Source organism: Streptomyces sp. NPDC102467 (assembly GCF_044765445.1).
In the GTDB taxonomy this organism is placed as follows: domain Bacteria; phylum Actinomycetota; class Actinomycetes; order Streptomycetales; family Streptomycetaceae; genus Streptomyces.
Genome location: NZ_JBIWKA010000003.1, coordinates 326,911 through 340,932, shown reverse-complemented (window position 1 = coordinate 340,932; position 14,022 = coordinate 326,911). Strand labels below are relative to the sequence as shown.

14 protein-coding genes and 1 tRNA gene are annotated in these 14,022 nt (G+C 70.2%); 4 read left to right on the top strand and 11 right to left on the bottom strand.

Annotation, left to right across the window (positions count from 1 at the left end; all coding sequences use genetic code 11):
- Positions 1-84: 84 nt before the first annotated feature.
- Positions 85-1,347, top strand: a complete 1,263-nt coding sequence (locus ACIREE_RS07450; protein WP_404147645.1) for an amidohydrolase family protein — start codon at positions 85-87, stop codon at positions 1,345-1,347.
- 102 nt (positions 1,348-1,449) lie between these two features.
- Positions 1,450-2,106 carry an SDR family oxidoreductase gene (locus ACIREE_RS07445; RefSeq protein WP_404147643.1) on the top strand — a complete coding sequence of 219 codons (657 nt, stop codon included), beginning with the start codon at positions 1,450-1,452 and terminating at the stop codon, positions 2,104-2,106.
- Positions 2,107-2,241: 135 nt separating this feature from the next.
- Here the strand turns inward: ACIREE_RS07445 and ACIREE_RS07440 are convergent, their stop codons facing one another.
- The 4 genes from ACIREE_RS07440 to ACIREE_RS07425 are packed head-to-tail and all read right to left on the bottom strand — an operon-like array spanning position 2,242 to position 6,430.
- Positions 2,242-2,487 carry a hypothetical protein gene (locus tag ACIREE_RS07440; RefSeq protein ID WP_404147640.1) on the bottom strand — a complete coding sequence of 82 codons (246 nt, stop codon included), beginning with the start codon at positions 2,485-2,487 and terminating at the stop codon, positions 2,242-2,244.
- Between the two features lie 47 nt (positions 2,488-2,534).
- Positions 2,535-3,836, bottom strand: coding sequence for an MFS transporter (locus ACIREE_RS07435; protein WP_404147638.1), 1,302 nt, complete (start codon positions 3,834-3,836; stop codon positions 2,535-2,537).
- A 3-nt stretch (positions 3,837-3,839) separates the two neighbouring features.
- Positions 3,840-4,511 (bottom strand): DUF5825 family protein, encoded by a 672-nt coding sequence (locus ACIREE_RS07430; protein WP_404147635.1) that lies wholly within the window; start codon positions 4,509-4,511, stop codon positions 3,840-3,842.
- Positions 4,511-6,430, bottom strand: coding sequence for a RiPP maturation radical SAM C-methyltransferase (locus tag ACIREE_RS07425; RefSeq protein WP_404147632.1), 1,920 nt, complete (start codon positions 6,428-6,430; stop codon positions 4,511-4,513). Before ACIREE_RS07425 ends, ACIREE_RS07430 begins: the two co-directional genes overlap by 1 nt.
- Before the next feature lie 261 nt (positions 6,431-6,691).
- On the opposite strand from ACIREE_RS07425, the gene ACIREE_RS07420 reads away from it, so the two are divergent.
- On the top strand, positions 6,692-7,465 hold the full coding sequence (locus tag ACIREE_RS07420; RefSeq protein WP_404147629.1) for a nucleotidyltransferase domain-containing protein: 774 nt from the start codon (positions 6,692-6,694) through the stop codon (positions 7,463-7,465).
- Between the two features lie 144 nt (positions 7,466-7,609).
- Here ACIREE_RS07420 and ACIREE_RS07415 read toward each other — a convergent pair.
- Positions 7,610-7,691 (bottom strand) — tRNA-Tyr (locus ACIREE_RS07415).
- A 222-nt stretch (positions 7,692-7,913) separates the two neighbouring features.
- Between ACIREE_RS07415 and ACIREE_RS07410 the strand changes: the two genes are divergently transcribed.
- Positions 7,914-8,402, top strand: coding sequence for a YajQ family cyclic di-GMP-binding protein (locus ACIREE_RS07410; RefSeq protein ID WP_404147626.1), 489 nt, complete (start codon positions 7,914-7,916; stop codon positions 8,400-8,402).
- Between the two features lie 83 nt (positions 8,403-8,485).
- Here the strand turns inward: ACIREE_RS07410 and ACIREE_RS07405 are convergent, their stop codons facing one another.
- The 6 genes from ACIREE_RS07405 to ACIREE_RS07380 form a co-directional block, all read right to left on the bottom strand.
- Positions 8,486-8,758, bottom strand: a complete 273-nt coding sequence (locus ACIREE_RS07405) for a GlsB/YeaQ/YmgE family stress response membrane protein (protein ID WP_404147623.1) — start codon at positions 8,756-8,758, stop codon at positions 8,486-8,488.
- A 153-nt stretch (positions 8,759-8,911) separates the two neighbouring features.
- Entirely contained in the window at positions 8,912-9,304 is a 393-nt protein-coding gene (locus ACIREE_RS07400) for a YccF domain-containing protein (protein WP_404147620.1), read from the bottom strand.
- Entirely contained in the window at positions 9,301-10,164 is an 864-nt protein-coding gene (htpX, locus tag ACIREE_RS07395) for a zinc metalloprotease HtpX (RefSeq protein ID WP_404147617.1), read from the bottom strand. The genes ACIREE_RS07400 and htpX overlap by 4 nt, the downstream gene beginning before the upstream one ends.
- Positions 10,165-10,359: 195 nt before the next feature.
- Positions 10,360-10,818 carry a large conductance mechanosensitive channel protein MscL gene (gene mscL / locus ACIREE_RS07390; protein WP_404147615.1) on the bottom strand — a complete coding sequence of 153 codons (459 nt, stop codon included), beginning with the start codon at positions 10,816-10,818 and terminating at the stop codon, positions 10,360-10,362.
- Positions 10,819-10,910: 92 nt separating this feature from the next.
- Complete coding sequence (locus tag ACIREE_RS07385; protein WP_404147612.1) at positions 10,911-12,446, bottom strand: NADH-quinone oxidoreductase subunit N; 1,536 nt, start codon at positions 12,444-12,446, stop codon at positions 10,911-10,913.
- A complete protein-coding gene (locus tag ACIREE_RS07380) occupies positions 12,443-14,017 on the bottom strand; it encodes a NuoM family protein (RefSeq protein WP_404147609.1) in 1,575 nt (524 codons plus the stop codon). The genes ACIREE_RS07385 and ACIREE_RS07380 overlap by 4 nt, the downstream gene beginning before the upstream one ends.
- Between the last annotated feature and the right edge of the window lie 5 nt (positions 14,018-14,022).

Genomic DNA, 14,022 nt, shown 5'->3' with positions numbered 1-14,022 from the left:
GTCGTCCTAGGCTCGACCCATCCTGCGCGATCTTGTCCGTGACCTGACCGCAGTACGAGCCCTCGACGAGCCCTCTGGAGCGCGATGCCCGACAGCCCGCCTCAGCAGCCCCCCTCCCCCGGCTCCCCGGACGACGCGCCCGACGGCTCCGGCCTGTTGCTGTGCGGGGCCCGGCTCACCGACGGCAGGGTCGTGGACGTGCGGCTGGGCGGCGGGCGCATCGAGGCGGTCGGTACGGTCGGCAGCCTCACCGCCCACACCGCGCGCGTGGACCTCGCCGGATACCTCCTGCTGCCCGCCCCGGCGGAGCCGCACGCACACGGCGCCACGGCCCTGTCCGCCGACTGCGACGGCCCCGTCTGCCACGACGCAGAGGACGTCCAGCGCCGCGCCACCGAGTCCGCACTGCTGCAACTCGGCCACGGGGCCACCGCGTTGCGCTCCCATGTGCGGATCGGCGACATGGAGGGGCTCGGTTCGATGGAGGCCGCTCTGCAGGCACGACGTTCGCTGGTGGGGCTCGCGGATCTGCGGACGGTGGCGATGCCCCGGCTGCTGACCGGACTCGCCGGCGCGGACGGGCTCGCGATGCTGCGGGACGCGGTGAAAATGGGCGCATCCGTAGTAGGCGGCTGTCCCGATCTGGACCCCGACCCGACGGGCTACGTGGAGGCGGTACTCGAAGTCGCCGCCGAGCACGGCTGCCCGGTGGACCTCCATACGGAGGGGACCGACCCGGCGCGGCTCGGCAGGCTCGCGGCGGCCGCGGGCGGGCTGAGCTCCGGCGTCGTCGTGGGGCCGCTCGGCGGACTCGCGCGGGTGCCGGGCGAGGCGGCACGGCGGGCCGTGGACCGGCTCGCGGCGGCCGGCGTGACGGTGGCGTGCCTGCCGCAGGGCGGGTGCGCCGGGGTGGACAGCCGTGACGTGGCGCCGGTCCGGCTGCTGCGCGCGGCCGGCGTGCGGGTGACGGCGGGCAGCGGCGCGCTGCGGGACGTCTCGAACCCGGTGGGCCGGGGCGACCCGCTGGAGGCCGCGTACCTGCTGGCCTCGCGCTACGGGATGCGGCCCGAGGACGCGTACGAGGCGGTGAGTTCGACGGCCAGGGCCGCGCTGGGGCTGCCGGAGGTGCGCCTGGAGGCGGGCTTTCCCGCGGAGTTGCTCGCGGTACGGGGCGAGAAGCTGGCGGCGGCGCTCTCGCTCGCGTACAGCCGGATCGTCGTGCACCGGGGGCGGGTGGTGGCGCGGACCAGTGCGGTGCGGGAGTACTGCGACTCGGCGGCGGCGGTGGCGCTCGACCTGCCACGGCAGGGCCGGGCCGCCAAGCACAAGGGCAGCGGCCCTGCTTGAGGCGCCTCTACGCGTGCGTGGCCGCCTCAGGGACCCCCACGCGCGGGGGACGCGGACTTGGTTGCGCGGCGAACATCCGCAGCCCGGCGTACGGTCGGAAGCATGCGCATTGTCATTGCTGGGGGTCATGGTCAGATCGCACTACGGCTCGAGCGGGTTCTCTCCGCGCGCGGCGACGAGGTGGCGGGCATCATCCGCAACGCCGAGCAGGGTGACGACCTGCGTGCGGCCGGTGCGGAACCGGTCCTGTGCGACCTGGAGTCGGCGTCGGTGGAGGAGGTCGCCGCGCATCTTCAGGGCGCGGACGCTGCCGTGTTCGCGGCGGGCGCGGGTCCCGGCAGCACCACGGCCCGCAAGGACACCGTGGACCGGGGCGCCGCCGTGCTGTTCGCGGACGCGGCGGAGCGGGCCGGGGTGCGACGGTACGTCGTGGTGTCGTCGATGGGCGCGGACTCCGCGCATCAGGGCGACGAGGTTTTCGACGCGTATCTGCGGGCCAAGGGCGCGGCCGACGACGACGTACGCCGGCGTACCGGCCTGGACTGGACGATCCTGCGGCCCGGGTCGCTGACGAACGACGCCGGCACCGGCCTCGTCCGCCTGGAGGCCTCGACCGGGCGCGGGACGGTACCGCGCGACGACGTGGCCGTGGTCCTCGCCGAGCTGGTGGACACACCCGCCACGGCCGGGCTGACGCTCGAACTGATCTCCGGGACCGCGCCGGTGACGGTGGCCGTGAAGTCGGTCGCCGGGAACTGATCTGCGGAGGCGGACTGGTCTCCGGAGGACGAGCTGATCTCTCGAGGGTGAGCTGACCTCTCGAGGTTGAGCTGACCTCCGTAGGGCGAACCGGTCTCCGTAGGCGAGCGGGAGAGCGCGTACCGGGAGCCGTACTCAGAAGAGTGGCAGTTGCCCCGGTACGCGCGGGACCGTGTATCCGTCGAGCGCGTCCTGCACCGCGCCGAGCTGGGCCCGGCGGCGGGAGCCCGGGCACGAGACGAGTTCTCCCGCGTCGCGCGCGCCGGGAGGGTCGTGGCGGGCGAAGCGGCCCCCGACGACGGCGATGTCGCGGCGGCACTCGGGGCAGTTGCGGCGGCGGGACGCTGAAGACCCTGAAGACACGGTCGACGTGGATGACATGGGTCAAGTCTGCGCCGTGAACGTCACTGGCACGCGGTGCGACCCCCTCAGGAGCGTTCCTGAGGGGGTCTCCCGGGCACATGGGGTGCTGCGGGCGCTTGCGGGTGCCGGGGTGGGGTGAGGGACTCCGCGGCCCCGCTCACGGGCGCCCACAGCGTCGCCGCGGAGACGAGTGCGACCGCCGCGGAGCCCAGCAGGACGGGTACGTTGCCGAGCCAGGCGGCCAGCGCGCCACCGCCGAGCGCCCCGACCGGCACGGTCGTCAGGAGCACGGACTGCACGAGCCCGGCGACACGGCCCTGAAGGTCCTCCGAAGTGGCCTGTTGCTGCGTCGTCGTCATGGAGATCATCCAGACGGTTCCGGAGAGCCCGTACGTCACTTGGTATGCGAGCAACAGCGCGAAGGCCGGACCGAACGAGGCGGCCGGGATCAGGAACGCCGCGGCGCCCGCCACCAGGCCGCACACCTGGGTGGCCCGCCACAGGCCCGTGGTGCGGGCGAACCGGCCTGCGAGGAGTGCGCCCGCGACCGTGGCCGCACTGTAGACGGCGTAAGTGGCACCCAACTGCCAAGCGCTGAGCGCCAGTTCCCGGGTGGCATAGAAGACGTAAAGGGCTGTGGCGGCGCCGCTTCCAAGATTGAGGCCCGCGCCGGACAGGACCATGCGGCGCAGTCGCGGCTGGCCGCGGACGACGGCGAGGCCGGAGCGCAGCGCGTCCAGCGGGGACCGGGCGCCTTGCTTCCTACGTATGTTGAGCGCGGCCGGGAGCGCGAGAACGAGCAGCGCCTCCACGACGTAGGCCGCGCCGCCCGCGAGCAGGGCCCGGGCGGGGCCGACGAGTCCGACCAGGACGCCGCCGAGCGCGGGGCCGCCGATCTGCCCGCTCGTACGGGCCGCTGTCAGCGCGGAGTTGGCGCCGAGCAGCCGGCCGGACGGGACGACGCGGGGCAGCGCCCCCTGGAGCGCCACCGAGAGCGTGAAGGTCAGGGCGCCGGAGACGACGGCGACGACGTACAGGTGCCCGCGCGTCAGGTGCCCGGCCGCATCCGCGAGCGGGATCGAGCCGACGACGAGGGCCTGGGCTGCGGTGACCGTGACGAGCAGGTTCCGCAGCCGCACCCGGTCGACGAGGACCCCGGCGAGGGGGCTCAGCACGGCTCCGGGCAGGTAGGTCAGCGCGAGCACCGCGGCCGCCCCGAACGGCCCCGCGCCCAGCCCCGTCACCGCCAGCAGAGCCAGGGCGAGGGCTGTGATCTGCCGCCCCAGGGAACTGGCGATCTGCTCGCCGCACAGCAGGACGAACGGGCGGTGTCGCCACAGTGAGGTGTCGGCCGGGGCCGTGGCCACCCGTCAGATCCCCGTGCAGGGCACCGGCCAGCGGCGCAGGCGCGGCGGCAGCGCCACCGCCCATCCGTCGACGATCAGCGCGAGCCGTTCGTCCGCCAGCAGTTCGGCGGCTTCCCTGCGCGCAGGGGCGAGTGCGTTCAGGGATGTGGCCTCGTGCAGCGCGTCGAAGGCGGCCAGCAGATCGGGGTGGTCGAGGGTGAACCGGGCCGATGCCGGGCGTTCCCTGCGGTCCATGACGGTGATGAAGCCGGGGCCTCGGCGGTGATAGAGCATCCCGTACGAGTGGCCGGTCCGCCAGCGCGTCAACTCGGCTGGCTCTTCAGGATGTTCGGCGGGCGGAGGCAGGTGGCGCAGAGCGCGAAAGTACGGGTCATACGTAGGAGGTTCGGAGGTAGAAAGTTCGGACGTAGGAGGTTCGGACGTACGACGTCCGGACGTAGGAGGTACAGAGCCGGTGGCAGGGTGCGTGACGTCATACGTGACGCGCAGTCCGTAACTCAGGCACTCACGCAGGAACTGGACCGCCTGTGTGGTGGTGCGGCCGTCGCCGCGCAGGGGCAGCGGTTCGTGCACGTGGACGTCGGCGCCGGTGAGGCGGTGGTCCACGGTGGGCGGCAGGACGGCGGGGAGAACGGTGGAGCGGGCTCCGGGCCGAGTGGGGGGCCGAGTGGTCATCATCCGGCCACCGCCTGCTGTGCGGGCTCGCCGTCTGGCGCGGCGTCGGCTTCGCGGTCGATGCGGATCGGTACGGTCCGGGTCGGCAGGGAGACGTACGTACGGCCGTCACGGAAGAGCAGGCCGAGCGCGACGGCCTCGGTGAGCCACTGCCCCACCTCCTCGGCGGAGACCGGGTGCCCGTCGGCGGCCAGTCTGCGGTGGAGGGCGGGTTCGGTGCGGCCGTCCTCCAGGTGGCGCAGGGCGGCCGCCTGCCAGCCGTTGAACCAGTAGGTGCGCGGGGGCCAGCCGAGGCGCCGGTCGTGCACCAGAAGGGCGTCCGCGTCCTCGCCCGCCGCCTCCATGACGAGGGTCGAGGTGGCGTGCCCCGCCCGCCACTGCGCGACGGCCTGGATGAGCCGGTTCTCGACGGCGCCACCGATGCCCGCGTCCTCGGTGTCGAACAGGTAGACCAGGTCGGCCAGTTCGCTCTCGGGCAACTCGTAGACGTGGCCGTACATCTCGGCGGGTCGGCGCTTGCCGAAGCCGAGGCCCGGATCGGTGAAGTGCGGGCTGAACCGCTCCAGTTGGATGCGGTGGGCGCCGCCGGGCGGCTGGAGGTGGACGAGGGCCGGCATCTGGTCGAGTACGCGCGCGTAGTCCTCGGTGGTCTCGCCCGGAAAGCCGTACAGGTAGTTCCACGTGCAGGTGATCGCGTGGTTGTCGAACTCGCGCAGCGTACGGATGTTGCGGGCGCCGGTGACGCCCTTGTCCATGAGGTCCAGGACGCGGTCGCTGAGGCTTTCGATGCCGGGTTGGAGCAGGACGGCTCCGGCCTCGCTCAACAGGGCGATCTGCTCCCGGCTGAGATTGGACTTCACTTCGTAGTGCATCCGTAGGTCCCAGCCGCTCTCGGCGGCGCGCGGCAGGAAGTCCTTGAAGTACGCCATGTCGATGATGTTGTCGACGGTGACGACGTCGAGGATGCGGTGGCGGCGCACGAGCCGCTCGACCTCGCTCCACAGCCGCTCGCCGGGCTTGGCGCGGAAGGCCATGGCGGTGCCGTTGAGGCCGCAGAAGGTGCAGTGGTGCTTCTCGCCCCACCAGCAGCCGCGGGCCCCTTCGACGACCAGCTTCGGGTACACGTACTCGATGACCGGGGACGCCTCGATCTCCGCGTGCCACTGGTCGTAGTCGGGCGAAGGTATGTCGGCGGGGGCCACGGTCCGGCGTGTCTCGGTGTTGGCGCGGGAGACCCGGGCCGCCTGGGAACCGTCCCACCAGCACAGTCCCGGTACGTCGTCGGGGGGTGTGCCCGCGTCGAGGTGGGCAAGGAGCGCCGGGAGGGCGTACTCCCCCTCGCCGCGCACCACGAGGTCGACGTAGGGGTGGTTGCGGTGCAGGGCGTGGCCCATGGGGCCGTCGCAGTTGCTGCCCCCGAAGACGACGGTCAACTGCGGTCTGCGGCGCTTGAGTTCGCGGGCCAGGGCGAGCGACGGCACGTTCTGCATGAAGGTGCTGGTGAACCCGACGACATCCGGAGCGTGGGCGAGCACCTCGTCGGCGCACCGCTCGATGTACTCGGCGGCGTGCAGCCGCATCTCGGAGACGGTGTCGAGGGTGTCGGCGCACAACTGGCGCCCGCGCGCGTACGCGTGGAGCTTCGCGACGCCCCAGTTCTCGTCCTCGTAGAGCACGCCGGAGAAAACCCAGTCGCCGAGTCCGTGGAAGATCGAGTCGCTGCCGATCGCCTCGTAGTCGCCGGGTCGCAGCCTGCCGTCGGAGCGTTCGAGCAGGAACTCCGCCCAGCGCAGCGAGCCGTGGAACTCGCCCACCTCGTCGCCCGGGCGGACCTGCCGCAACAACTGGTGCAACAGGCCCACCTGGAGGGAGGGCAGATCGATCGGGTGCCAGGGCATGGTCACCAACTGAACGCGCATGCCGCCCTTTTCCTCGTAGTTCAGCGAGTCGGCCGCTTCTCCATGATGGCCGGCCGACGATTGGTGCGCTCTTCCTCACGGATCACGGTTTTCTTGATCTCCATGCCTCCCCCTCGGACTCATCTGAGCTCGAACACCCGTATGCAATAGGGCGGTTCACCCTAGAGCCGCACCATGCGTCACACAAGTGCTCTGCTTGCTCAGGAATGACCCGGCAAAGGGTGTGGACGGGGCGCGGGCCCGCCGGTAGACCCGTACGGCATGAATGATCACGCGCCGCTGACCGGCCGCTCCAGCTCCCCGGTCACAGCCACGGCCGCCGCCGCTTCCCCCGAGCTGTCCGCCCAGGCCTTGCGGCTGCTCGCGGACCGCTACCCGCACGCCCTGGGCGCCGTGCTCGGGGGCTCGGCCGCCCGGGGCCGGGCACGGCCGACCAGCGACCTGGACCTGGCGGTCCTGCTGCCCGACACCGACACGAGCCGCCGCGAGGTGCTCCGCCACGAGGGGCGCCCGGCCGAACTGTTCCTGCACACCCTCGGCGACCTTCCCGGCCGCTTCGAGCGGGACCGCTCACTGCGCCGGGGCACGATCCTGTTCCTCTACGACCAGGGCATCCCGCTGCTCGACCCACACGGACACGTCACCCACGCGCGGGCGCGGGCGCGGGAGCTCCTCGCGGCAGGTCCTGTCCCGCTGACCCGGGCCGAGCGGGAGCGCAGCCGCTACGTCCTGACCTGCTTCATGGACGACCTGCTCGACACCCCGCCTACCGAGCGGTACGAGCAACTGGCGATCGCCGACGTCACTCTCCGTGAGGCAGCTCACCTCCTCACCGCGCTCCACGGCGCCTGGACGGGCATCGGCCGCTGGCTCCCGCGCCGCCTGCTCACCGCGGACCCCGAACGCGGAGCCGCCCTCCTCGCCGGCCACCGCACGGTCGCGGAACACGCCGACCCGGCTCCACTGGCCGCCGCGGCGGAGGACGTGCTGCAGCTGGACGGAGGGCCGCTGCGAGAGGGGTACGTGCAGCGCTGAGCGGCCCGGGGCACGGCGGAGCCTCTGGGGTCGCGTCCATCTGCCCGTGCCGCCCCTGGGCCCGCTCCACGGGCTGCTGAGCGCAGGCACGGCCCGGGCATGACGAAGCCCCCTCCGGAATCCGGAGGGGGCTTCCCCCAAGTGTGGCGGCGCCAGGATTCGAACCTGGGAAGGCTGAGCCGGCAGATTTACAGTCTGCTCCCTTTGGCCGCTCGGGCACACCGCCTTGGGTTTGCTGCCTTGTGCCCCGCTGTGTGGCGGTGCTCGCTGGCAACGTCGTAAACAATACCTGATGCACGGGGGTGCTTCGCCACCCGATTGATCGCCGGTGGGGGCCGGGGCGGTGACTAGGCTTTGCATGCGGCGCAACGCCTCGGCGCGCCCGACCAGAAGCCGATCGGAGCCCGATCGGTGCCCGACGCAACCCCGATACAAGGAGCCACAGGACATGGCCGACTCCAGTTTCGACATCGTCTCGAAGGTCGAGCGGCAGGAGGTCGACAACGCCCTCAACCAGGCCGCCAAGGAAATCTCGCAGCGCTACGACTTCAAGAACGTGGGCGCATCCATCTCCTGGTCCGGCGAGAAGATCCTGATGGAGGCCAACTCCGAGGAGCGGGTCAACGCCATCCTCGACGTCTTCCAGTCCAAGCTGATCAAGCGGGGCATCTCGCTGAAGGCCCTGGACGCCGGCGAGCCGCAGCTCTCCGGCAAGGAGTACAAGATCTTCGCCTCCATCGAGGAGGGCATCTCCCAGGAGAACGCCAAGAAGGTTGCGAAGATCATTCGCGACGAAGGCCCCAAGGGCGTCAAGGCTCAGGTGCAGGGCGAGGAGCTGCGGGTCAGCTCCAAGAGCCGTGACGACCTGCAGGCCGTGCAGGCGCTGCTCAAGGGTCAGGACTTCGACTTCGCGCTGCAGTACGTGAACTACCGGTAGAGCACTGGTAGTCGCCTACGTGGATGAAGGGGCGGTACCCGGCCGGGTACCGCCCCTTCTTGCTGCCGGCTGTCGGCTGCTGCTCAGCGGCGACTACGGGAGTCGCCGAAGAAGACGCGGTAGACGATCAGGAGGACGAGGGCGCCACCGATCGCGGAGACCCATGTAGCGGTGTCGTAGAAGTCCTTGCTGATCGGGCGGTCGAGCCAACGGGACGATATCCAGCCACCGATGAAGGCTCCCGCGACACCTATGAGCGTGGTGCCGATCAGACCGCCCGGGTCGCGGCCCGGGAGCAGGAACTTGGCGATGGCACCGGCGAGCAGTCCAAGGATGATCCAGCTGATGATGCTCATGCCGTGTTCTGCCCCTCTGCTGTGCTGAGTTGCGCGATATTGCCTCGCTGCACTGTTGCCCAGAAGGACGATACGTAGGCGCCGGACGGTTGCGGTGACCTGGAAGGTGCGGCGCACGACACAGGCCGGGACACCCCGGCGCGGGGGCTGCGCTCAGCGCGCCGCGAACGGCTGGTCCGTGCTGACGATCTCGCGGCCCAGCGGCATCAACGACACAGGGATCAGCTTGAAGTTGGCGATGCCGAACGGGATGCCGATGATCGTGACGCACAGGGCGATGCCGGTGAAGATGTGCGCCAGAGCCAGCCACCAGCCCGCGAGAACCAGCCACAGCACGTTGCCCACGCAGGACGGCGCGCCCGCGTCCCTGCGCTCGACTGTCGTGTACCCGAAGGGCCACAGGGCGTAGACGGCGATCCTGAAGGCCGCGATGCCGAACGGAATGCCGATGATCGTGATGCACAGCAGCAGGCCCGCGAACACGTAGCCGAGGAACAGCCAGAAGCCGCTCAGGACCAGCCAGATGACGTTCAGGATTGTCTTCACTGTTGGCGACCTGCCATCTGCTCGAGCCGGGTGATCCGCTCCGCCATGGGCGGGTGCGTGGAGAACATCTTCGACATTCCCTGGCCGGGGCGGAAGGGGTTGGCGATCATCATGTGGCTCGCCGTCTCGATGCGCGGCTCGGGTGGCAGCGGGAGCTGCTTCGTACCGGCGTCGAGCTTGCGCAGGGCGCTGGCCAGGGCCAGCGGGTCCCCGGTCAGCTGGGCGCCCGAGGCGTCCGCCTCGTACTCCCGCGAGCGGCTGATGGCGAGCTGGATGAGAGAGGCGGCGAGGGGGCCCAGGATCATGACCAGGAGCATCCCGAAGATGCCGGGGCCGTCGTCGTCATTGGAGCGGCCGACCGGGATCAGCCACGCGAAGTTGACCAGAAACATGATCACGGAGGCGAGGGCTCCGGCGACCGACGAGATCAGGATGTCGCGGTTGTACACATGGCTGAGCTCGTGCCCGATGACGCCGCGCAGCTCGCGCTCGTCCAGGATGCGCAGGATTCCCTCGGTGCAGCACACCGCCGCGTTGCGCGGGTTGCGGCCCGTCGCGAACGCGTTCGGTGCCTCTGTCGGTGAGATGTACAGGCGGGGCATGGGCTGACGGGCCTGCGTGGAGAGCTCGCGGACCATGCGGTAGAGGGCGGGCGCCTCGAACTCGCTGACCGGGCGGGCCCGCATCGCGCGCAGGGCCAGCTTGTCGCTGTTCCAGTACGCGTACGCGTTCGTCCCGATCGCGATGACGAGTCCGATGACGAGCCCCATACGGCCGAAAAAGCTGCCGATGACGAGGATGAGGGCGGACAGGCCCCCAAGGAGTACGGCTGTCTTCAACCCGTTGTGCCGGCGGTGCACGGTACGCCCTCCTGATGGTGCGGCAGGGGAACCCGCTGCTTGCTTTCTCACTGCTTCCACTGGACCCGCGAGTCGCTGCGGGTGGCTGCTGTGCCCAGGTCCAGTGGACCCTCCCGTACTGGTCAACGCCAGACGGGCGGGACGAGTTCCCTTGTGCACGCTCGGTGAGCGGGGCGCGTATGTAGGCCGTACGGGTCAGCGCGGCTCGGGCAACAGGCCCGCGATCTCCATGGCCGCCTCGTCGGCCTTGATCTCACTGGTGCAGTGCGGGCAGCGGGTCGCGATGCCGGGAATCTGGCTGAAGCAGCGGGGGCAGTCGCGCAGGGCGGCCTTGATGTCGATCGGCTTGTTGCGGTCGGCGCGGGCCGTGATCTTCATCATCGGCAGCACGATCACGAAGTAGAGCACCGCGGCGGTGATCATGAAGGCGATGCCGGCGTTGATGAGCTTGCCGTAGGGGAACCTGACGTTCTCGAGCGTGAAATAGGCGTCCGAGTAGTTGCCGATGGAGCCCGTCGCCCAGCCCAGGAGCGGAGTGATGAACGCGGCGGTGAAGGCGGTCACCAGGGCCGTGAAGGCCGACCCGATGGCGAGGCCGACAGCCATGGTGACGATGTTGCCGCGAAGGATGAAGTCTTTGAAACCGCTCAGCACGCTGCTGCTCCTGGGAAGGGTGATCGTGGGGGGAGTATCTGTTTGAGGCGACCCAGAAACGTACCAAATAGGGGCTTTGACAATCTGCCGCGTCACGAGAACAGCCCACTGTCCACAAAGTGAAGGATCAATTGTGGAGCTCCGGACAGGGCCACTCCGATGACGGCTGTGACGGCGATCGCGGCCGTGAGCGGCAAGGAGGCGCGGTATGCGGCCGGCTCGCCTTCAGGGGTGCGGAAGAGGGCCGCGGTCCACTGGAGGTAGTAGAAGAGCGCGATGACGACGTTCACGGCCATGACGACCGCGAGCCAGCCCAGGCCCGCGTCGACGGCCGCCGAGAATACCGTGACCTTCGCGAAGAGGCCGATGATGCCCGGCGGCAGGCCGGCCAGGCACAGCAGGAAGAAGCCCAGGACGAGCGCGGCGAGCGGGCGTGAGGCGTACAGGCCGCGGTAGTCGCTCAGCCGGTTCAGCGGCTTCGTGCGGGCGACGAGGGCGGCCACGGCGAAGGCGCCGAGGTTCACTGCGGCGTACATGAGGGCGTACGCGAGGGTGGAGCCGATCGACTTCTGGGGGTCGTCGGAGTACGCGGCCGCGGCGATCGGCACCAGGAGGTAGCCGGCCTGGCCGACGGAGGACCAGGCCAGGAGGCGCACGGCGCTGTACGCGCGCGTGGCTTGCTGGCGCAGGGCGGCGACGTTGCCGATGGTCATCGTCAGCGCGGCGAGGACGGCGAGTGCCGGGCCCCATACGTCGGCGTACGAGGGGAACGCGATGACGGTGACGAGGATGAGCCCGGAGAAGCCGACCGCCTTGCCGATGACCGACAAGTAGGCAGCGATCGGCAGCGGCGCGCCTACGTAGGTGTCGGGCACCCAGAAGTGGAACGGTACGGCGGCCGTCTTGAAGGCGAAGCCGATGAGCGTGAGGGCGACACCCGCCTGGGCGAGGGTGTGGAACTGGCCGTTCACGTGGGTGAGTTCGGAGGCGACCTTCGTGAGGTGCAGGGTGCCCGTGGTCGCGTAGACGAAGCTCACGCCGAGGAGGGTGACGGCGGTCGCGGTGACCGACGACAGGAAGAACTTCAGGGCCGCGTCGGAGGACCGCCTGTCGTCGCGCTTGATGCCAACGAGGGCGAAGGCGGGCAGCGAGGCGACTTCCAGGGCGACGACGAGCGTGGCGAGGTCGCGGGAGGCGGGCAGGAGCGCGGCGCCCGCGGCGGAGGACAGGAGCAGGAACCAGAACTCCCCTTCGGGAAGCGGCTTGTTCGCGTTCTTCGCGTCTTTAAGAGTGCTGATCGAGAGCAGGGCCGTGAGCAGGGCGCCGGCCAGCACCAGGAACTGGACGACGAGTGTGAAGCGGTCCGCCGTGTAACTGCACGCTTCCTGGGAGGACGCGAGGCAGAACGTGGAGCGTTCGTCACCGATCAGCGGGATCAGCGCGAGTGCGGCGGCGGCCAGGCCCGCCACGGAGATCCAGCCGAGGACCGGCTTGCGCCGTTCGCTCACGAACAGGTCCGCGACCAGGACGACGAGGGCGACGACCGCCGCGATCGTCGGCGGGGCGATCGCGAGCCAGTCGACGGACTGGACGAGGGACGCCACGGAGGGCGCGGCGACGGCGGTCACTGGAGGCCTCCTGCGAGGAGCTTCTGCACGGCCGGGTTCGTGAGGCCGAGCAGGGCGGCGGGCCACAGACCCGCGAGAACGGTGAGGGCGACGAGCGGGGTCCAGGCGGCGATCTCGTATCCCCGCACATCGGCGAGGTCCGGCGCCTCGCGTGTGCGCGGGCCCATGCAGATGCGGCGGACCACGATGAGCATGTACGCGGCAGTGAGCAGGGTGCCGAGCGCGGCGATCGCCATGAACACGAGGAAGGCCGGGCGGCCGAGGTCGTCGGCGGGCCTGAACGCGCCGAACAGCGCGAGCATCTCGCCCCAGAACCCGGCGAGTCCCGGCAGTCCGAGCGAGGCGACGGCGGCGAACGCGAGCAGGCCGCCCAACCGCGGTGCCTTGCCGTACAGCGCCATGCCGCCCTGCTCGGCGAGGGTGTCGAGGTCGCTGGTGCCGGCCCGGTCCTTCAGCGCGCCGACCAGGAAGAAGAGGAGGCCGGTGATGAGGCCGTGGGCGATGTTGGCGAAGAGCGCGCCGTTCACGCCGGTCGGGCTCATCGTCGCGATGCCGAGCAGGACGAAGCCCATGTGGCCGACGGAGGAGTACGCGATGAGGCGCTTGAGATCACCCTTCGCGCCCTGCTTCGCGAGGTTCAGACAGGCCAGGGAGCCGTAGATGATCCCGACGACGGCGAGCGCGGCGAGGTACGGCGCGAACGTCCGCATTCCGTCGGGGGCGATGGGGAGCAGGATCCGGACGAACCCGTACGTACCCATCTTCAGCATGACCCCGGCGAGGAGGACGGAACCAACGGTCGGGGCGGCGGTGTGCGCGTCCGGCAGCCAGCTGTGCAGCGGCCACATCGGGGTCTTCACCGCGAGCCCGATACCGATCGCCAGAACGGCGATGACCTGCACGGACGAGGTCAGGCCCCGGCCGTTGTCAGTGGCGAGTGCCATCATGTCGAACGTGCCCGACTTAACGCCGATAAGGAGAATCCCGAGCAGCATCACGACCGAGCCGAGCAAGGTGAAAAGGATGAACTTCCAGGCGGCGGCTGTGCGTTCCGCGCCGCCCCAGCGCGCGATGAGGAAGTACATGGGGATGAGGACGATCTCGAACGCGAGGAAGAAGAGGAGGAGGTCGAGCACCGCGAAGGTGGCGAGCGTGCCTGATTCCAGGACGAGGATCAGGGCCACAAACGCCTTGGGGGAAGGCCCACTTGGCATCTTGAAGTAGGAGTACAGCGCGCAGAGGAACGTCAGCAGCGCCGTGAGCACCAGGAGGGGGAGGGAAATGCCGTCGATGCCGAGGTGGATACGCACGTCGAGCGCGGGGATCCAGCTGATGTCGGTCGTGGCCTGCATCTTCGACGGATGGTCGTGGTCGAAGCCGAGCGCGAGGACGATCGCCGCGATGAGGATCACGCCGGTCACGGTCACGCCGTGGCGGAGCACGGCCTGGTCCGGAGAGTTTCCCTTCAGCCCCGGCGGGGCGGGGAGAAGAGCGGCCACGGCCCCGATGAGCGGTCCGACGACGATCAATGCGAGAAGGAACTGCATCACGGATTCGCTGATATCGATCACGGCTG

Coding starts and splice junctions, on each gene's coding strand:
- ACIREE_RS07450 (WP_404147645.1), top strand. CDS start 85: ATGCCCGACAGCCCGCCTCAGCAGCCCCCCTCCCCCGGCTCCCCGGAC.
- ACIREE_RS07445 (WP_404147643.1), top strand. CDS start 1,450: ATGCGCATTGTCATTGCTGGGGGTCATGGTCAGATCGCACTACGGCTC.
- ACIREE_RS07440 (WP_404147640.1), bottom strand. CDS start 2,487: ATGTCATCCACGTCGACCGTGTCTTCAGGGTCTTCAGCGTCCCGCCGC.
- ACIREE_RS07430 (WP_404147635.1), bottom strand. CDS start 4,511: ATGACCACTCGGCCCCCCACTCGGCCCGGAGCCCGCTCCACCGTTCTC.
- ACIREE_RS07425 (WP_404147632.1), bottom strand. CDS start 6,430: ATGCGCGTTCAGTTGGTGACCATGCCCTGGCACCCGATCGATCTGCCC.
- ACIREE_RS07420 (WP_404147629.1), top strand. CDS start 6,692: ATGAATGATCACGCGCCGCTGACCGGCCGCTCCAGCTCCCCGGTCACA.
- ACIREE_RS07410 (WP_404147626.1), top strand. CDS start 7,914: ATGGCCGACTCCAGTTTCGACATCGTCTCGAAGGTCGAGCGGCAGGAG.
- ACIREE_RS07405 (WP_404147623.1), bottom strand. CDS start 8,758: ATGAGCATCATCAGCTGGATCATCCTTGGACTGCTCGCCGGTGCCATC.